Below are 20,301 nucleotides of genomic sequence, written 5' to 3'. Positions count from 1 at the left end.
TCGATTTCAATTTGAACGAAAAACATTGTCCATTCTCAACTTAGCCTATGATTATTGTCGAAGAAGTACAGAACGAAAAACAGAAAAAGGACTTTTTAGAATTCCCCGCCCAACTTTACCGGCACGACAAACACTATATAAGACCCCGAAATCAGGACATCGAAGAGATTTTTGATCCTGAAAAAAATAAATCTTTCGAAGAAGGAGAATGTGCCCGCTTTTTATTTAAGAACAAACAGGATAAAGTAGTGGGAAAAGTGGCCGTTTTCATCTCAGCCCCTTACGAACAGAAACAGCCTACAGGAGGCATCGGGTTTTTCGACTGTATTCATGATCAGAAAACCGCTGATTTCATTTTCGATCACTGCAAAATGTGGCTTCAGGAAAGAGGTATGGAAGCCATGGATGGGCCCATCAATTTTGGAGAAAGGGATAAATTCTGGGGACTTTTAACGGAAGGTTTTGATGAGCCGCTCTTCGGAATGAATTATAATTTCCCTTATTACAAAGATCTGTTTGAAAATTATGGCTTCAGAATGTATTTCGAGCAGCTGTGTTTTTCAAGACCCATTTTCGCAGAAGTTTCAAGGATTTTCACACTCATGCATACCAAGCACAGCAGAAATCCTGCGATCTCAGCAAGACCGATGAAGAAAAATGATCTGCCAAAATTCGCAAAAGATTTTACGGAAATTTATAATCAGGCATGGGCCTGTCATGGAGAGGGTAAACAGCTGGAGGAAGCAAAAGTTCTAAAAATGTTTAACACCATGAAACCTATCATTAATGAACATATTTCGTGGTTCGTTTACGAAAATGAAAAACCTATTGCGATGTGGATGAATCTTCCGGATGTAAACCAGTGGTTCAAATATCTGAACGGCCGATTCGGGATTGTGGAAAAACTCAAGTTTTTGTGGATAAAACAATTCACGAAGAATGAAAAGATGGTCGGTCTGGTTTTCGGCGTTATTCCGGAATGGCAGAAGAAAGGAATTGATGGGTATATGATCTGGGAAGGAACGCAGCACCTGAGAAAACATACGGATTTCAAGACGACGGAACTTCAGTGGATCGGAGATTTTAATCCTAAAATGATAAAAATTGCAGAAAGTCTCGATACGACGGTTACCAGAAAACTGGCTACATACCGGTATCTATTTGACCGCAATAAAGAATTTGAAAGACATCCTATCCTTTAAATAAAAAACCCTGCCATTTTATGGCAGGGCTCCTTTCATTAGATACTCTATTAGAATAGCTCTCCGGCTACTTTTTTAATATTATCACTTTTCCCCATGGAGTAAAAGTGCAGCACAGGAACTCCGAAATCCAAAAGTTCTCTGCATTGGTTAATGGCCCATTCCACACCGATCTGTTTGACAGCCTCGTTGTTTTTGGCCTTTTCCACTTCATTGATCAGCTCTTCAGGAAGATCAATTTTGAATATCTGTGGAAGGATTTTTAAATGCTTTTTGGTTGCAATGGGTTTGATACCCGGGATAATAGGCACTGTAATTCCCATTTCTCTTGCCTTTGTCACAAATTCAATAAACCGTTTATTATCAAAAAACATTTGGGTGACGATATAATCTGCTCCGGCATCTACTTTTTGTTTCAGCCATTTCAGATCATAATTCATGGAAGGTGCTTCCATATGTTTTTCAGGATATCCGGCCACTCCAACACAGAATTTGTTCAGCTCGTCACAGGCTTCCTCATCATTATGGAGATACTTTCCTCTTCCTAAATCATTAATCTGATGAACGAGATCCATGGCACTGGGGTGACCTCCCGGTGTAGGCTCGAAGTATTGATGTCCTTTCATCGCATCGCCTCTCAAAGCCATTATATTTTCTATTCCCAGATACATACAGTCTACCAAAAGATATTCTGTCTCTTCTTTCGTGAAACCACCGCAAAGAAGATGGGGAACAGTGTCTACATTATATTTATGCTGGATCGCGGCACAAATCCCTAAGGTTCCGGGACGCATTCTGGTGATACGGCGCTCCATCAACCCGTTCCCTTTATCAAGATAAATATATTCTTCTCTGGAAGTGGTTACATCAATAAAAGGCGGCTTAAACTCCATAAGCGGATCTATATTGGTATACAGATCTTCAATCCCGATTCCCTTCTGGGGTGGAACTACCTCTAAGGAGAATAAGGTCTTCCCATTGGCGTTTTTAATGTGTTCAGTGATCTTCATTTTATAGTTTAGTTATTTTTTCTTTTGTTGATGGCTAGTAGGTTGGTGACTCACAATTATTAACTTTTTAAGCTAAATTTGGAGATAACCATCTTCTTGCTTCATCAATGGAGCAACCTCTCCTTTTTGCATAATCCTTAAGCTGATCTTCTGTAATTTTTCCGAGACCGAAATATTTTGCGTGCGGGCTCCCGAAATAATATCCGGAAACTGCTGCCGTCGGGAACATGGCTAAGCTTTCTGTCAGGAATACACCTGTATTTTCTTCTACTTTTAAAAGATCCCAGATGGTTTTCTTTTCCAAATGGTCAGGACATGCAGGATATCCCGGTGCAGGACGGACTCCTTTATATTTTTCGGCGATAAGGTCTTCGTTGCTTAGGCTTTCCTGATTGGCATAACCCCAATACTCCGTTCTTACTTTCTTGTGTAAAAATTCAGCGTAGGCTTCTGCGAATCTATCGGCAAGGGCTTTTACCATGATGGCATTGTAATCATCGTTGGCTTTTTCATATTCATCCGAAAGTTCATCTGTTCCAAATCCGGTACAGACACAAAAAGCCCCAACATAATCAGTTTTCCCTGAACTCTGAGGTGCTATAAAATCACTTAACGCTAAATATTCTTTTCCTTTTGATCTCTGAGCCTGTTGTCTTAAAGTCAGGAATCTGGCCTGCTCTTCGTTATTTTCGTCAAAAATCAGGATATCATCCGTTTCATTTGAATTCGCTTTGAAAATTCCGAAGATAGCTTTTGCCTTCAATAATTTCTCATCAAGAATTCTGTTTAAAATAACCTGAGCATCCTTAAACAATTCTTTAGCCTGAACACCTACCACCTCATCTTCCAGGATATTCGGGTATTTCCCATGCAGATCCCAGCTCCTGAAGAACGGAGACCAGTCGATAAACGGAAGCAATTCTCTCAAATCCTGATCTTCCAGTACGGTTACACCTAAATGATTCGGCGTAAAGATCTCTTCATTTTCCCAATCAATGGTAAAGTGACTTTCTCTTGCTTCGTGAATGGTAACATAGTCTTTATCAACTTGTCTGTTTAAAAATTTTTCTCTGAAATCAGAATAATCACTTTTTAAATCATCCACATATTCTTTATTCCTGTCACCTAAGAGCGAGCTCACTACATTCACAGCTCTCGACGCATCATTAACGTGAACGACTGCGTTTTTATATTTTAAATCAATTTTCACGGCGGTATGTGCTTTTGAAGTCGTTGCACCACCGATGAGTAATGGAAAATTGAGGTTTTGTCTTTCTAATTCAGAGGCTATATATACCATTTCATCTAAGCTTGGGGTAATCAATCCACTTAAACCAATGACATCAACCTTATGTTCTATGGCAGCCTGAATGATTTTTTCAGCCGGGACCATCACTCCAAGATCAACTATTTCATAATTATTACAGCCCAAAACAACGCTGACGATATTTTTTCCGATATCGTGAACATCCCCTTTTACCGTCGCCATCAGAATTTTTCCGTTGGCTGGTCTTGCACCGTCTTTTTCAGCTTCAATATAAGGTTGCAGATATGCAACGGCTTTCTTCATTACCCTCGCAGATTTTACCACCTGAGGAAGGAACATTTTTCCGCTCCCGAAAAGATCTCCGACAACGCCCATTCCCGTCATCAGGTTAATTTCAATAACATGAAGCGGTCTTGCTGCCTGTTGTCTGGCTTCCTCAACATCTTCTTCAATAAAACGGTCGATACCTTTAACCAAGGCATGGGTAATTCTCTCCTGCAAAGGTCTTGTTCGCCATTCTAAATCTTCAACGATTTCTTTCTTGACAGATTTATGTTTTTCGGAATAATCCAACAGTCTTTCTGTAGCGTCTTCTCTCTTATCAAGGATTACATCTTCTACAAGACCTAAAAGTTCTTTATTGATTTCGTCATAGACCTCCAGCATGGAAGGATTCACGATCCCGATATTCATCCCAGCTTGGATGGCGTGGTAAAGAAATACCGAGTGCATCGCTTCTCTCACCGTATCATTTCCACGGAACGAGAAGGAAACATTGCTTACTCCACCACTCACAGAAGCATAAGGAAGATTTTGTCTCACCCATCTTGTAGCTTCAATAAAATCAATGGCATTTCTTCTGTGCTCATCCATTCCCGTTGCTACAGGGAAAATATTTAAGTCGAAAATGATATCTTCTGCCGGGAAACCGATTTGATTTACCAAAATATCATACGACCGTTTTGAAATCTCAAGTCTGCGATCATAATTGTCTGCCTGACCTGTTTCGTCAAATGCCATTACGATAACCGCAGCACCATATCTTTTGACCGCTTTGGCCTGTTTGATGAATTCTTCTTCACCTCCTTTTAAGCTGATAGAATTCACCACACATTTCCCCTGTGCTACCTGAAGTCCGGCTTCCAGGATTTCCCATTTGGACGAGTCTATCATCACCGGAATTCTCGCAATATCCGGTTCTGAAGCTATTAAATTCAGGAACTTGATCATCGATGCTTTTCCATCGATCAATCCGTCATCGAAGTTGACATCAAGGATCTGTGCTCCTCCGTCTACCTGATTTCGGGCAATATCAAGTGCTTCAGAGAATTTCTCCTCTTTTATCAGTCTTAAAAACTTTTTGGAACCGGCAACGTTTGTCCTTTCACCAACATTGATGAAATTACTTTCCGGCGTTATGATAAGAGGCTCAAGGCCTGATAATCTTAAATATTTCATTAATTTTTTATTCTGCTAAATTATAATAGGTACTGTCTGTATTCTGTCTCAGCAGATCTATAGCTCTGCTTCAAGTTGTAAACAGCGGAAACTTTTTATAAGCCAGCTTCTATTTCTTGTTTTAATTAAAAACGGCCTGATTATACAAACTCTTTCGTCTTTCTTGGTGGATATTGTGCCACCAGGTCTGAAATTGCTTTGATATGATCCGGCGTTGTACCACAGCATCCTCCGATAATATTGATCAATCCTTTCTCTACATATTCTTTGATCTGTCCCGCCATATCTTCCGGTGTTTCGTCATACTTCCCGAAAGCATTCGGAAGACCAGCATTCGGATAAGCGGAAACATAAAATTCTGAGTTATGAGCCAGAGTTTCCAGATAAGGAGTAAGCTGATCCGCCCCTAAAGCACAGTTAAATCCTACGCTTAACAGGTTCAGGTGTGAAACAGAGATCAGAAAAGCTTCTGCAGTCTGTCCGCTCAACGTTCTTCCCGAAGCATCGGTAATGGTTCCTGAAACCATGATCGGGATTTTTATATTTCTTTCATCCTGAAGTTCATCAATAGCAAACAAAGCTGCTTTTGCATTCAGGGTATCGAAAATGGTTTCGACCAAAAGGATATCTGAACCACCATCCAGTAAAGCTTCACACTGCTGTTTGTAAGCCACTCTCAATTCTTCAAAAGTGATTGCTCTGTATCCCGGATCATTAACGTCCGGACTTAAGCTTGCGGTTCTGTTGGTCGGTCCGATGGAGCCTGCCACAAATCTTGGTTTATCCGGATTTTGAGCCGTAAATTCGTCACATACTTTTCTGGCAATTTTTGCAGACTCATAGTTCAGTTCGTATACCAGTTCTTCCATGTGATAATCTGCCATCGCAATGGTGGTTCCCGAAAATGTATTGGTTTCGAGAATGTCTGCACCTGCTTCCAGATATTTTCTGTGAACTTCCTCAATCGCCTGAGGCTGTGTCAGGGAAAGAAGGTCATTATTTCCTTTTACCGGATGTTCCCAGTCTTTGAAACGTTCTCCGCGGTAGTCTTCTTCCTCGAATTTGTAGCGCTGAAGCATGGTTCCCATTGCGCCATCGAGAATTAAAATTCTCTCGGATATTGCTTTATATAATTGTTCTGAATTTTTCATATGTTTTGCTATGATAAATAAATAGGACGATGTCCTATCCTTTGTTAAATCGTCCCGTTGGGACTCGTTGATTTATTTCAAACAAATAATCTGAACTCTATTGAATTAATCTAAAGCCTGTTTCAGATCTGCAATGATGTCATCTATATATTCCAGACCTACGGAACAACGGACAAGACCAGCTGTAATACCTACTTCATTTCTTTCATCTTCACTCAGTTTTGAATGGGTTGTGGATGCAGGATGTGTCACGATGGTTCTTGTATCCCCCAAATTGGCAGAAAGAGAACACATCTTTATTTTATCAAGGAAGTTTCTTCCGCCTTCAATTCCTCCTTTAATTTCAAAGGCTACGATGTTTCCCCCCAGCTTCATCTGCTTTTTCGCTACTTCATAACTCGGATGGGATTTTAAGAACGGATATTTTACCAACTCTACATTCGGGTGGCTTTCTAAAAATTCAGCAACCTTCAATGCATTCTCACAATGTTTTTCTACACGGATAGACAATGTTTCCAGGCTCTTTGATAAAACCCATGCATTGAAAGGTGACATCGCAGGTCCCGTATTTCTTGCAAAAAGATAAATCTCTCTGATCAGGTCCTCTTTTCCTACGGCTACACCGCCCAATACTCTACCCTGTCCGTCAATCAGTTTCGTTGCAGAGTGTACAACAACATCTGCACCATATTTTATCGGCTGTTGCAGATAAGGTGTTGCAAAACAGTTATCTACAATAAAAATAAGGTTATGTTTTTTCGCGATCTTTCCGAAAAACTCAAGATCCAGAATTTCAATAGCCGGATTGGTAGGGGTTTCAAGGTATAAGATCTTGGTATTCTGTTTAATATATTGTTCCACATTCTCCGCATCTTCAGCTTTGAAATAGGTTGTTTCGATATTCCATTTCGGGAAATACTTTGTAAATAAAGTATGGGTAGAACCAAAAACCGACTGACAGCTTACAATATGATCGCCCGCATCCAATAAAGTGGCAAACGTAGAATAAATAGCCGCCATTCCTGTTGCAAATGCATATCCTGCTTCTGCACCTTCCATTTTTACAATCTTATCTGTGAATTCTGTCACATTCGGATTTGAAAAACGACTGTACAGGTTTTTAGATTTTTCTTCGGCAAAACTTGCTCTCATATCTTCCGCATCCTGAAAAATAAAGCTGGATGTAAGATATAATGGCGTAGAATGTTCGTCAAACTGCGTTCTTTCAGTCTGGGTTCTTATTGCGGAGGTTTCAAAATTTTCCATATAGTTTAATTTTAATAATATAACAATGTGTTTTGTTTGGTAATCGACCAATGGGGAGTCATTGTTATGTTATCTAAAAAATAATAATTACTTTTTTTTGATGTTTGTTTGATAGTTTGATAGAATTTCATTCTATCCTATGTTAAATCGTCCCGTTGGGACTCAGAATTAGTTATCAGTAAATACATTGTACATTTTACTTTGTACATGATACAATTTATTTAGTTTCACTTACTCTTAAGATATCACCGAAAACGCCTCTTGCTGTTACCTGAGCTCCAGCACCAGCTCCCATGATAACGATTGGGTTTTCACCGTAGCTTTCTGTGTAGATTTCAAAGATAGAATCTGAACCTTTCAACTGCCCTAAAGCAGAACTTCCCGGTACAGAAACCAGTTTCACATCAAGCTGACCTTTGTCCTTCTGAAGATCTCCGTGAAGATCTCCTACATAACGAAGTACGTGGCCAGGCTCCTGCCCTTCTTTGATTTTCTTATATTCTTCATCCAGCTCATCCAGTCTTGAGATAAATTCATTTTTATCTACTGCCAAAAGGTCTTCAGGAATTAAATTCTGAATATTGATATCCTGAAACTCATTGATCAGGTCCAATTCTCTGGCGAGGATCAGTAGTTTTCTTGCTACGTCGTTTCCAGAAAGGTCTTCACGTGGATCCGGTTCTGTATATCCTTTTTCCATTGCTTCCCCGATGATGGTTGAAAACTTGTTGTCTCTTACCGAGAAATTATTGAAGATATAGCTCAATGATCCAGAAAACACTCCTTTAATTCTGGTAATATTTTCTCCCGAAAGGTGTAATAATTTGATGGTGTCAATTAACGGAAGTCCCGCTCCTACATTGGTTTCGTACAGATAACGTCTGTTGTTTTTACTCAACGTATATCTTAGTTTACGGTATTCTTCTATCGGAAGTGTGTTGAAAATCTTATTAGAAGAAACAAGGTCAAAACCATTTTCAGCTAAAGCATGATAGTTTTTTACAAAATCCTTGCTCGCTGTGTTGTCTACTACGATAAGGTTTTCCAACTGATTTTCTTTTGAGAAGTTGATCAACTCTTCAACGTTTGAAGGGTGTTCTGCCGTTAAAATCTCATTATTCCAATCTGCATTAAAGCCTTTTTTATTGAAAGCAATTTTTCTTGAATTGGCTACTGCCACTACTTTCAGGTCTATCTTTTTTCGTCTTTTAATCTCTTCTGAAGACTGTAGAACCTGTTCTATTAAAGTCTTTCCTACATTTCCATGACCAATGATCGCCAGATGAACAGTTTTCGGTTTTTTGAAAATTTCGGATTCGATGACATTCTTTGTCTTCTCATCTTGGGAAGAGGTTACAACAATATTCACTCTGTTTTCTCCTGCAACCTGGTTTAATAAAAGTGGAAAAACGTTATTTCTTGCCAGTTCCGTTAAAACTTTATTGAAATCTTCCGCTACAAATCCAAGGACGGAAACATTATTGATGCTATAGATCTGTGATACTTTTCCTGATTTTCTTTCTGCTTCAAATTCATCGATCAGACAGGCAACTGCTTTTTCCGCGTCGGCTTCATTGACCAGAATAGAAAGCCCATTTTCAATAGCCTGCTGGGAGATCACTCCCACACTGATTCTCGCTAAAGTAAGCGCTTTAAAAATTCTTCCGTCGATTCCTATTTCTCCCAGGAAATCTTCTCCTTCAAACTTGATGATCGATCTGTTTTTTAAAAACTTTATTTCGTTCGCATTTTTCATCTGTTCTATACTTTTTGTTTGTTATTATCAGATGGAGTTTCGCTTTCGCTCCCTTTCATTCTGAAAATATTGTTGATGATATTATTTAATTGTTCGTATTCCATTAAGAAGGCATCATGCCCGTGAATTGACTGTATTTCATGATAGAAAACCTCTTTGTTTTTCTCTTTCAGCTGTTCAAAGCACATTCGTATTTCTGAAGCAGGGAAAAATAAATCTGTATCTACAGCGATCAGGTGCATTCGTGCGCTGATCTTTTCGAGCTGGTTTTCATAGGTATTGATATTCATGAGGAGATGATTCATCAGCTTGTAAGATTTTAAACTAAATCTATCGTTTAATGAATTTCCGTGATAAACAAGCCAGTCTTCTGACTCTAACCGTTTGTTTTCCTGATGATATCTGTTTTGAAATCTGTCGTTTAGGGACTGTGGAGTTCTGTAACACAACATAGCGTGTATTCTTGCTTTCTGCAGAGGCTCATCATTTCCGTTTAACAGAAATTTCTGAACGAGACACTGTGCATGAAGCCAGTCGTGGGTTCTGAAGTCGCAGGCAATCGGGATAAAAATCTCTGCAAGCTGTGGCTTTTTGGCTAGCATTTCCCAGGCGATTCCTCCTCCTAGAGAGCCTCCAATAATGGCATATAAATTTTTGATATGTAAAGCTTCAAGACCTTTCAGAAATATTTCAGCAATATCTGAAGGGGTGAAGTCTTCGTAGTCGTCAATTAAAAAATGATCAAATCCGTTTCCGGGAATATTGAAACAGAGAACTGTGTATTTATTCGTATCGATTACCTGATTTTCACCAATCAGTTGTTTCCACCATCCATTTTCTCCGGAAACATTTGAATTTCCGGTTAAGGCATGATTGATCAATATAATGGGTGCTGTAAACAGGTCTTTCCCGAAGATCTGATAAGTCAACGGGATATGGTATTCCTTTTGGGAATAAGTCTGATACGAAAGATTTATATAGTTTAGTTCTGTTTTCAATTCTATTATTATTTTAATACAATTGAAAATGCCACAGGAAATGGCTGAAAAGAACTTCAGTAAGTTATCTGTCCAAAATAAATTGGTAGAACGTAGCACCTTCTCTGCTTGCACAAAGGGTTGCTAAGGTTTCATAGGGTCTAATCCCTCAACCTTTCTTGATAACATTTTCAATATTTGAATGAACGCTCTGCAAAGATATGTCTTTTCTTTTAAATTAAAAAAGAAAAAATATTTAATATTTAAAAAGCCTCTAATCATAAGTGTTTCAAGGCTATGTTAAGAATTCTTCAGATGAAAGGAATTGGAATTATTTTTCAAAAAAACTAACTTCGTATTGAAAAAATGATGAAATATGACTGTTGAGAAAGAAAGACTACAAGATACCAAATGGAAAAACTGGGGGCCATACGTCAGTAACCGACAGTGGGGAAACGTCCGTGAAGACTACAGCCCAAACGGAAATGCCTGGCACTACGCGAATCACAATAATGCCGAAAGCTACGCTTACCGATGGGGAGAAGAAGGTATCGCAGGGATCTCTGATGTGAAGCAGATCTTCTGTTTTGCTTTTTCATTCTGGAACAAGAAAGATAAAATAGTAAAAGAACGTTTCTTTGGACTGAGCAATCCTCAGGGAAATCACGGGGAAGACATCAAAGAAATCTTTTATTACCTCGATAATACACCTACTCACAGCTATATGAAAATGGTGTATAAATATCCTATCAATGCATTTCCATACGATGATCTCGTTGCTGAAAACGGAAGACGAAGCAAAAAGGAACCTGAGTATGAAATTTTTGATACGGGAATTTTTAACAACGATGAATATTTTGATATTTTCATTGAATACTGTAAAGCCGATCACAACGACATCCTGGCCAGAGTAACGGTTCATAACAGAAGCCAGCAGGATGCTCCGATAGTGGTAGCTCCGACGGCCTGGTTCAGAAACAACTGGAAATGGGGTTATAATACCTATAAAGCACAGTTGAATGCTTCTTACGACGGATGTATCGACATCAATCATGACAGTATTTCGATTAAAAAACTTTACTCAAGAAACCTGGCTGCGAAAAGTGTTTTCTGCGAAAATGAAACGAATGCACCTAAATTATATGGTGCGCCTTATTCCGGAAATACTTATTTTAAAGATGGGATCAATGATCATATCATCTACGGAAGCAATACGGTAAATCCTGAGAAAAGAGGAACTAAGGCTTCTTTTATCATTGATGAGCTCATCGGGGCGGGACAGTCAAAGACTTTTGATTTCAGATTATGTCCGGATGAGGTGGATGAACCTTTTGGAAAATTTGACGAAATCTTCGCAACAAGAGCTGCTGAAACCAATGAGTTTTATGAAGAAATTCAGAGTGAAACCACGAATGAAGATGAAAGAAATGTACAGCGGCAGGCTTTTGCAGGACTTCTCTGGAATAAGCAGTTCTATCATTATAACGTCGGAAAATGGCTGAAAGGCGACCCTAATCATCAGGCTCCAAGAAATTTCAATGACTATGTAAGAAACACGGAATGGAACCACCTTCACAATAAGGACATTATCTCTATGCCCGATAAATGGGAATATCCATGGTATGCAACCTGGGATCTGGCATTTCACTGTGTTCCTTTCTCCATTATCGATGGTGAATTTGCCAAGGGACAGCTTCTTCTGCTTACGAAAGAATGGTATATGCATCCGAACGGTCAGTTACCAGCCTATGAATGGAATTTAAGCGATGTGAATCCACCCGTACATGCATGGTCCTGCTTCAGGGTTTTTAAAATTGATGAAAAGCAGAACGGTAAGCCTGACCTTTTATTTCTCGAGAAAGTTTTTCAGAAACTTCTCCTGAATTTCACATGGTGGGTGAACAGAAAAGATAAAAGCGGTAACAATATTTTTGGCGGTGGTTTCCTTGGACTGGATAATATCGGGGCTTTTGACCGGAATATGGAACTGAAAGACGGACAGCATCTGGAACAGGCAGACGGAACCAGCTGGATGGCCATGTATGCGCTTAATATGATGCGAATCGCAATGGAGCTCGCGCAGTATTATCAGGTTTACGAGGATATGGCAATCAAGTTTTTTGAGCATTATCTCTATATCGCTGAGGCTATGGAGAATCTTGGAGAAGGCAAAGAAGGTCTATGGAATGAGGAAGACGGCTTTTTCTATGATGTACTGCAGCTTGGAAACGGAGAAAGTGTTTCTTTAAAGCTAAGAAGTATTGTCGGTCTGATTCCGATGTTTGCCGTGGAAATTGTAGATCATAAATTACTGGATAAAATGCCCAATTTCAAAGCCAGAATGGAATGGGTATTAAAAAATAAACCGGAGCTTACAAAGTTAGTTTCCCACTGGGATGAGGAAGGACAAGGCAGAAAACATCTGATGAGTATTCTTCGTAAGAACAGACTGACAAAGGTTTTGAGACGAATGCTTGATGAGAATGAATTCCTGAGTTCTTACGGAATCCGTGCGATGTCAAAAGTCTATGAGGAAAATCCGTTTGTATTTTCAGTTCACGGTACGGAAAATGTGGTTTACTATACGCCTGCCGAGAGTGACAGCCGTATGTTCGGAGGAAACAGTAACTGGCGCGGCCCGATCTGGTTTCCTATTAACTTCCTGATTGTGGAAAGTTTACAGCGTTTCCATTTCTATTATGGCAACAGTTTGAAAGTAGAATTCCCAACAGGGAGCGGTGAGAAGAAGAATCTGGATGAAGTGGCTCAGAATATCAGCCGCAGACTCTGCTCGTTGTTTTTAAAGGATGAAGACGGACAAAGACCTTTTAACGGAGGAAATGCCAAATTTAACTATGATGAACATTTCAGGGATTACATCACTTTCTTTGAATATTTCCATGGAGACAACGGCCGCGGCGTAGGGGCTTCCCATCAGACAGGATGGACGGCAACGGTAGCAAAGCTTATGAAACCAAGATTAACAGTATAAAAGCAGCGGCCGGCCCGAATGGGCCGGCCGCTTATAATCAATTAAAAAAATATTTAAACTTTTTCTCCGTTCACAAGAACTTCATACCCGATTTCTACATTCGGCTCTAAAGTTTTTGATACAGAACAGTATTTCTCAAAAGATAACTGAGCGGCTTTTGATGCTTTTTTAGGATCTATATTTCCTTCCAGAAGAAATCTCACCTTAATAGATTTAAAAGGTTTTGCATCTTCTACCTGAACTCTTTCGCCTTCTACTTCTGCCTGGAAACCTGTGATTTCCTGACGCTGTTTTTTCAGGATAGCGACTACATCTATTCCGCTGCATCCGGCAACAGCCATCAATACACTTTCCATTGGAGAAACGCCTTTAGCTCCGGGCTGTGAGGTATTGTCCAAAAGAATTGAATTCCCCTGGGAATTGGTACACTCAAATAAAAAATCGTCGTTAATTCTGTTTAGTGTTATTTTCATTTTCGAATTTTGTTGTAAACTTCTTCGGCTCTGTGAGCAGAACCGGAGTGATTAGATTTATGATGAATGCAAAATTATAAAATTCCCCGCGCTTTTATCTCAAGATATTTATTGATAACGTCGATATTTAAATTTTCAGGAAGCGTATACACGGTGTAAATCCCATACTTCCTGAGTTCCTGAATGATCAGTTTCTTTTCAAATTCAAATTTTTCTGCAACGATTTCATCGTAAATCTCCTGCATATTTTCAGGATTTTTCTGAATAAGGGTCTGCAGTTCTGAATTTTTGAAGAATATCACCACCAAAAGATGGTTTTTGGCTATTCCGCGGAGGTATTTTAACTGACGGTTTAATCCATCAAGCGTTTCAAAATTAGTAAACAACAGCACAAGACTTCGCTGGTTCAAAGAGTATTTCACATCCTGATAAAGGCGGTTGAAATCACTTTCAAAAAAGTCTGTTTTAATATTATACAAAGCTTCCGAAATCTTTCTCAGTTGGCCGGATTTATTTTCTGCAGCAACTTTATTCTCTGTCTTTTTAGAGAAGGTCATCATTCCGGCACGGTCGCCTTTTTTAAGGATAATATGAGACAGAGCCATGGCAGCATTGATTGAATAATCCAGCAGACTTAATCCGTTGAAAGGCATCTTCATGGTCCTTCCTTTATCGATCAGAATAAAAATCCGCTGTGATCTTTCATCCTGAAACTGATTAACCATTAATCGGTTGGTCTTGGATGTAGCTTTCCAGTTGATGGTTCTGATATCATCCCCGGGAACATATTCTTTGATCTGCTCAAATTCCATGGTATGCCCCAGTTTTCTGATCTTTTTGATTCCGCCGAGCATAAATTCACTCTGCAACGCCATCAGTTCATATTTTCTGAGGTGTACAAAAGACGGATAGGCAGGCAGCATTGCATCTTTCTGGAAATTAAATCTTTTTGAAACGAATCCCAATGGCGAAGAAACATATACATTCAGGTTTCCGAAACTGTACTCTCCTCTCTCCTTGGGCTCCAGGCTGTACTGGAAATAGGTATTTCTACCAGGTTCTATATTTTTTTTAATTAAAAAATCTCTTTTCTGAAACTGAAACGGAATCTCATCAATGATTTTTGTACTGATCTTAAAACTGTAATTATTTTTAATATCAATCTTTACAAAATTCTCATCCCCGTTCGACAGTTTTTCCGGAAGTATCCTCTGGGCAAGCACTCCCTTTTTCTGATTAAACAATAAAAGATAGTCTACCATTGCCGCCAGAAAACAAATCAGCAGAACAATGTGAGCCGCCCACATCAGAACCGGAAAGAAAAAAGCAAGGACATACAGTACCCCCACTCCGATGAGCGAAAAGAAAAATCGTGTATTGATGTATAGGTTCTTCATTTTTTTTAAGGGATTAGGGGATAGGATTTAGGGACTAGGATTCAACTGTGATAAATAATTACCTGCTAGACCTAATCCCTAAATCCTAATCCCTACGCTCTATCTCGGAATCTCTATTCCCTCTAAGATCTGACGTATAATTTCATCTACCGTTAAGCCTTCCATTTCGCGTTCTGGAGAAACAATGACTCTGTGTCTTAATACTGCGTAGCTTGCTTCTTTGATGTCTTCAGGGGTAACAAAATCTCTTCCTCTCATGGCTGCAAAGGCTTTTGAAGCCGTAAGCAATGCCAGAGAAGCTCTTGGAGAAGCCCCGAGATACAGGAACTGGTTTTCTCTTGTATTGACGATGATTTTCGCAATATATTCCATCAGCTGAGCCTCTACAATAATCTCTTTTACCAGATTCTGATAGCTTTTTAACTGCTCGGCCGTAATGACACGGTTCACTCCCTCTGTCTTATCTTCTTTTCTACTCTCGTGTTGATTTCTGATGATCGCGATCTCCTCTTCCAGATTTGGATATCCTACATTGATTTTAAACAGGAAACGGTCCAGCTGTGCTTCAGGAAGCCTGTAGGTTCCTTCATGCTCTATCGGGTTTTGCGTTGCTACTACCAGGAATGGTTCGTCCATGATGTAACGGATTCCATCCATTGTGATCTGTCTTTCTTCCATGACTTCAAACAGGGCTGCCTGGGTTTTCGCCGGGGATCTGTTGATCTCATCAATTAATATAAAACTGGAAAAGATCGGCCCTTTTTTAAATTCAAATTCAGAGTTTTTTACACTGAAGACTGAAGTTCCCAAAATATCGGAAGGCATAAGATCCGGCGTAAACTGGATTCTGCTGAAGCCTACATCTATTGTTTTGGCGAGAAGCTTTGCCGTAATAGTCTTTGCCACTCCCGGAACTCCTTCAATCAGGACGTGACCGTTCGATAAAAGTGCCGCAATAAGATGCTCGATCATGCTTTCCTGACCGACAATTACTTTAGCTATTTCAGTTTTTACTCTGTCTAAGCTGGCACGAAGCTCGATCATATCAATTCTCGACTGAAACTGATCTTCCTGTTTATTTAGATTGATAGAACTTTGCTTTTCTATGTTTTGATTTTCAAGGTTGTCCATAATTTTCTATTTGTGGTTTTTAGTCTATGGGGCTAATCTATCTGGTTTAATCTATCGGACTTTATATAATCCACTACGTATACACGATCATATATCCGGCTCATATCTCGGGCTATATATCCGGTCATATATCGGACTTCATATATCGGACTTCATCCGATCTTTTGTTAAATCGTCCCGTTGGGACTCTTACTTACTTTATAATGTACCAATGTATCAGTTTAGCAGTTTACCAATATTCATTGTTACATTGTTACATTGTTACATTGTTACATTGTTACATTGTTACATTGTTACATTAATACCTTATCTCAAAATCTCATCAAGAAGCCTATTCATTCTGGTGAGATCTTCTTTCATTACGTTGGCATAAGGATCCTGACCTTTTTTTATCAGGACTATGGCTTCATGGATCATTTCCATTGTTTTTCCGGTTTTCAGGTGAAGTTTTTTGGCAAATTCTTCGTCCAGATTTTGGGTATCAATCAGGAAATCCATTCTTACTTTATTCAGGAAATATTGGCCTTTTTTAGCCATCATATCATGAAAATCTCCTTCCTGAAGATAAAGATTTCCAATACTTTTGACAAATTCAAGGGAAGTATTTTTCAGCGGCTCTACAACAGGCACGATCCGCTGTTTTCTTTTAGCATTAAAGAAAATGAACAGGACAAGTCCGCCCAAAAGTACCCACCACGCATACTTCAATGCCGGATTGGAAAGCACAAACCTCATAAAGAAGCGTGAAACTTTGGTGTCATTTTCAACAAACCAGATGGTTTCCCTATCCTGAAGATACGAAAAAACATCCTGTGCATATTTTATACTGCCCGGTTTCAGCAGATAATAATTGGTAAGGAAAAGCGGTTCACTGTGAACATAGATTGTTCCTTTTCCAAAACTGACTTTAATAAAATTAGCCTGATCCGAATTATCTTTTTCTACCGTTTTTCCCAGTACTTCCACTTTAGGTTTGATATACGAAAATCCTCTGCCTGACGGAAATTTATCCAGTTTAATAAAATCATTCTGGTATTCTTTATCCGTAAGTTTCAGTACATTTTCTTCTGCAAAAGAAATATCTGCGCTATAATAGCCAATGGTGTCTGAAATATTTTTTGGAACACGACTCACCAGGATCATTGCATCTGAACCGCCTGATACCTGATCCAGAATTTTTTTCCAGGACTGCTTATCCAGTTCCTTTTCAATAACCACGATATTGTGTGCTCCCTTTTTATTTCTGCTGTAATAGTCGTAAGGTGCCTCTTCTATTTTTCTCAGGTTATTTTTAAAAAGATCTTTGGCTTCATTATTAAAAACAAACAGTCCGAAAGGAGATTTCTCTTCAATATTGAAATTCTTACGCCAGCTTATTCTTTCTTTTTTATTGACTTCAAACAACGCCAGAATAACCATCACAACGATGAATATCACAGCATATATTTTGAAGGTTTTTTTCATGATTAATTTTTTAATTAAGGCTTAAATGACTGATACTGGTTTTTAAATTTCGTATAGTTCTCTTCATCAATACTGAATTCTCCGTACCAGACATAATCAAAAATATAAGACAGACCTGAAAATTCACTTTTCAGATTTCCGTCTTTTAGTTCGGCAACATAGTCTTTATTGGTCTTTTCAGGATTCCAATTGATTTGTTTTTTGTCACTCAGTTTTTTAAGGATAAACAGGAACTGGTAACGGACTGCAGAACGGTAATCTCCTTCCCGTTCAAATTTGGCTATACTTTCCGGGAAATTGATTTCATGGATGTTCTCATGAAGCTCTTCCGCATTGATGTCTATTTTCTTATTTTTCTTTCCGAAGAACAGATTTCCATCTTTTCCAAGAAGAAATTTAATGATAAAATAAAGAAGGAATCCGACCAGAATAATGGCAAACAAACGGATTAAAATGGTGGTAATTTGTGCAGAATTATTGAAAACAGTCTCACCAAACATGCTTTGCAAAATTCTGTCAATCCTGCGCATTAGTTTTTGGAAGAATGACTCTTTCGGTTTCGATACCGAATAATCAAATTCGTTTCCTTTATATCTGGACTGGATATTTTCCTTAAACTTTTTCGGGTGAAGTGTATTTTCTGAAACAGGCTTGAGGATCAGTACAGAATCTGCACGGAGCATATTCCTGTAATGTCCCGTTCCTAGAGAATCTACGATATAATCTTCCACCGTTTCACCTCCATCGTCATCCTGTGCAGAAACAGGACAAATGGAGAAAAAGATCAGCAGAAAAAGTAAGAATTTATTCATTAATACCGATAGTTTCTATTTCTTCAAGTTCAATTTTCGTGTGCAGGTCTGTTCTGCTGTCATAATACATCAACCCCGCATTGATAAACATCAGATTGTAAAGTATGAATGTTGCCAAAATAGAAATTCCATAAAATAAAAAGAATAAAATCCCCATTGCTCCCGTAAAAGGATTCTCTTCAAAATTCCCGTCCGGAGCAGAGGTAAGAATGGATCCGTACATAAATATCATCGGAACAAATGTAAATACGGACGTTATCATGTACATAATGATGAACATGATGATGGATGCTCCCCAATATTTCCAGTACGGAGATTTTTCATTTCCATTCGGATAGGAAAACTGAGATCTTATGGAATAACTTAAGCTTTCAAAAAAGCCCCGTTTTGTATTAAAATAATCGTACATCAAAAATGCAGAAACATTGAATGCCGTAGGATATACAAGCAATATCAGGAAAAAACCAATAACGATCAGCAGCAGCAAATAGGAAAATCCAAGGACAATTATTGTCACCGGAAGCACGACCAACAGCATTCCCAGACACATTTTAAAGATCCTTCCTGCATTGGTTTTGAAATCGCTCAGTATTTCATCTGTTTTTACTTTCTGAGCGCCTTCAGCGATCCTTTTCATATAAAAAACAGGATACAGATAATTGACAATTCCCAGAAGAACAAAAAGTACAAAAACCAATATTCCGACTATCGTAAGCATTCCCGCATTATCTGAAAAGTATTTTTCAAAATAATAACTTTCACCGTTGAGATTTCCACCAACCAATTGTCCGATGATCTCTCTGAACCCAAAAATCACTACAGCGATTGTCAGGATTAACAGCAGCCCGTTGATCAGAATATAATTTTTAAAATAATTTTTTCCGTATAATTTGAAAAAATTAAAGCTGTCACTGATGAAAGCTCCAAATTCTCTTTTTTTATAAAACTGCATCATTGGTGTGGGTATTAATTCTTTTATAAACCACCGAAGGATAAACGAAATAGTAAAATCCTATAATGGCCAGTGATGTGATTATTAATGCTAAATTGACAACCAGCGGCATTTTTAAAGCATGTCTTGTGACATATCCTTCAATAATTCCGGCACAGATCGTAAACGGAATCGTACTCAGGAAAATTTTAAACGAATCCTTAAAACCGGTTTTAAAGGAGTTAAATCTTGAAAAAGTTCTCGGAAACAGGATACTTGCTCCTAAAATCAATCCGCACATCGCTTCTACCACCATTGCAAATATTTCAAAAACACCATGAAGCCAAATTCCTCTTGCACTGTCTTTCAACGCACCATAGTCGTAGAAAAAATACTGAAATGAACCGAGCATAACGCTGTTCGAAAGTAGAGCATACAAAGTTCCTACACCTCCGGTAACTCCGTAAATGTACAGTCTCGCACCCACTCTGATGTTATTGAAAATGATTCCAATGGTACTTCCCCATGTGGAACCGCTCTGGTAAACGCCTACAGCATTTCCTTTTTTAATATTTTCTATGGTTTCGTTGACATATTCTTCACCAAGAATAATATTGGCAAAATCTTTATCATACGCACCGGAAAGCACGCCTATTGCTGTAAAAAGAATGAAAAACAGAAAAGCATACAAAAGGTATCTCCTATACTGGTACACCAACAGGGGAACTTCTGTTTTGAAGAAATACATCAGCCTGTTCTCCTCTACTCTTTTGGTCTTGTAAATCTTCTGGAACATCTGCGAAGACAAATGATTCAGATAAACCGTAGTGTTGCTTTTAGGATAGTAGGACTGTGCAAATGAAAGATCATTGATCAGGTTGATATACAGTGAAGACAGGTCATCAGGATTTTTTTTTACTTTCCCTTGAATAACCTGTTCAATTCCCAACCATTTTTCTTTATTTTGTTTAATGAAATAAACTTCTCTCATAATTGTAAGGCTAAAATAATAAA

At 38.7% G+C, this 20,301-nt stretch carries 15 protein-coding genes and 1 riboswitch; of the genes, 2 read left to right on the top strand and 13 right to left on the bottom strand.

Annotation, left to right across the window (positions count from 1 at the left end; all coding sequences use genetic code 11):
• Positions 1-47: 47 nt before the first annotated feature.
• Positions 48-1,202, top strand: a complete 1,155-nt coding sequence (locus BUA72_RS20720; RefSeq protein WP_072924897.1) for a hypothetical protein — start codon at positions 48-50, stop codon at positions 1,200-1,202.
• A 50-nt stretch (positions 1,203-1,252) separates the two neighbouring features.
• Here BUA72_RS20720 and metF read toward each other — a convergent pair whose 3' ends face one another.
• The 6 genes from metF to BUA72_RS20690 all read right to left on the bottom strand — a co-directional run bounded on the left by metF (position 1,253) and on the right by BUA72_RS20690 (position 10,108).
• Positions 1,253-2,212, bottom strand: coding sequence for a methylenetetrahydrofolate reductase [NAD(P)H] (metF, locus tag BUA72_RS20715; RefSeq protein ID WP_047454375.1), 960 nt, complete (start codon positions 2,210-2,212; stop codon positions 1,253-1,255).
• Between the two features lie 67 nt (positions 2,213-2,279).
• Positions 2,280-4,937 (bottom strand): methionine synthase, encoded by a 2,658-nt coding sequence (gene metH, locus BUA72_RS20710; RefSeq protein ID WP_072924896.1) that lies wholly within the window; start codon positions 4,935-4,937, stop codon positions 2,280-2,282.
• Positions 4,938-5,077: 140 nt separating this feature from the next.
• Entirely contained in the window at positions 5,078-6,088 is a 1,011-nt protein-coding gene (locus tag BUA72_RS20705; RefSeq protein ID WP_072924894.1) for a homocysteine S-methyltransferase family protein, read from the bottom strand.
• Positions 6,089-6,193: 105 nt separating this feature from the next.
• On the bottom strand, positions 6,194-7,354 hold the full coding sequence (locus tag BUA72_RS20700; protein WP_072924893.1) for an O-succinylhomoserine sulfhydrylase: 1,161 nt from the start codon (positions 7,352-7,354) through the stop codon (positions 6,194-6,196).
• Positions 7,355-7,571: 217 nt separating this feature from the next.
• Positions 7,572-9,110: an ACT domain-containing protein gene (locus BUA72_RS20695; protein WP_072924891.1), complete on the bottom strand. Its 1,539-nt coding sequence runs from the start codon at positions 9,108-9,110 to the stop codon at positions 7,572-7,574.
• A gap of 5 nt (positions 9,111-9,115) precedes the next feature.
• Positions 9,116-10,108 carry an alpha/beta fold hydrolase gene (locus tag BUA72_RS20690; RefSeq protein WP_072924889.1) on the bottom strand — a complete coding sequence of 331 codons (993 nt, stop codon included), beginning with the start codon at positions 10,106-10,108 and terminating at the stop codon, positions 9,116-9,118.
• Between the two features lie 61 nt (positions 10,109-10,169).
• Positions 10,170-10,276, bottom strand: a riboswitch (SAM riboswitch).
• A 187-nt stretch (positions 10,277-10,463) separates the two neighbouring features.
• Here BUA72_RS20690 and BUA72_RS20685 point away from each other — a divergent pair.
• A complete protein-coding gene (locus tag BUA72_RS20685; RefSeq protein WP_072924888.1) occupies positions 10,464-13,079 on the top strand; it encodes an MGH1-like glycoside hydrolase domain-containing protein in 2,616 nt (871 codons plus the stop codon).
• Positions 13,080-13,132: 53 nt separating this feature from the next.
• Here BUA72_RS20685 and BUA72_RS20680 read toward each other — a convergent pair whose 3' ends face one another.
• The 7 genes from BUA72_RS20680 to BUA72_RS20650 form a co-directional block, all read right to left on the bottom strand.
• The gene (locus BUA72_RS20680; protein WP_072924886.1) at positions 13,133-13,552 is read right to left on the bottom strand and encodes an OsmC family protein; all 420 of its coding nucleotides are present in this window, start codon (positions 13,550-13,552) and stop codon (positions 13,133-13,135) included.
• Positions 13,553-13,626: 74 nt separating this feature from the next.
• Entirely contained in the window at positions 13,627-14,949 is a 1,323-nt protein-coding gene (locus tag BUA72_RS20675; RefSeq protein WP_072924885.1) for a DUF58 domain-containing protein, read from the bottom strand.
• Positions 14,950-15,048: 99 nt separating this feature from the next.
• Positions 15,049-16,080 (bottom strand): AAA family ATPase, encoded by a 1,032-nt coding sequence (locus BUA72_RS20670; protein ID WP_072924883.1) that lies wholly within the window; start codon positions 16,078-16,080, stop codon positions 15,049-15,051.
• Positions 16,081-16,386: 306 nt separating this feature from the next.
• Entirely contained in the window at positions 16,387-17,544 is a 1,158-nt protein-coding gene (locus BUA72_RS20665; RefSeq protein ID WP_072924882.1) for a hypothetical protein, read from the bottom strand.
• A 14-nt stretch (positions 17,545-17,558) separates the two neighbouring features.
• Positions 17,559-18,356: a DUF4129 domain-containing protein gene (locus tag BUA72_RS20660; RefSeq protein ID WP_072924880.1), complete on the bottom strand. Its 798-nt coding sequence runs from the start codon at positions 18,354-18,356 to the stop codon at positions 17,559-17,561.
• Positions 18,349-19,311, bottom strand: a complete 963-nt coding sequence (locus BUA72_RS20655; protein WP_072924879.1) for a DUF4013 domain-containing protein — start codon at positions 19,309-19,311, stop codon at positions 18,349-18,351. The genes BUA72_RS20660 and BUA72_RS20655 overlap by 8 nt, the downstream gene beginning before the upstream one ends.
• Positions 19,295-20,278, bottom strand: a complete 984-nt coding sequence (locus tag BUA72_RS20650; protein WP_072924877.1) for a stage II sporulation protein M — start codon at positions 20,276-20,278, stop codon at positions 19,295-19,297. Before BUA72_RS20650 ends, BUA72_RS20655 begins: the two co-directional genes overlap by 17 nt.
• Positions 20,279-20,301: the final 23 nt, after the last annotated feature.

Source organism: Chryseobacterium sp. OV279 (assembly GCF_900128945.1).
Taxonomy (GTDB): domain Bacteria; phylum Bacteroidota; class Bacteroidia; order Flavobacteriales; family Weeksellaceae; genus Chryseobacterium.
This window is presented reverse-complemented; position numbering and strand designations above follow the sequence as displayed.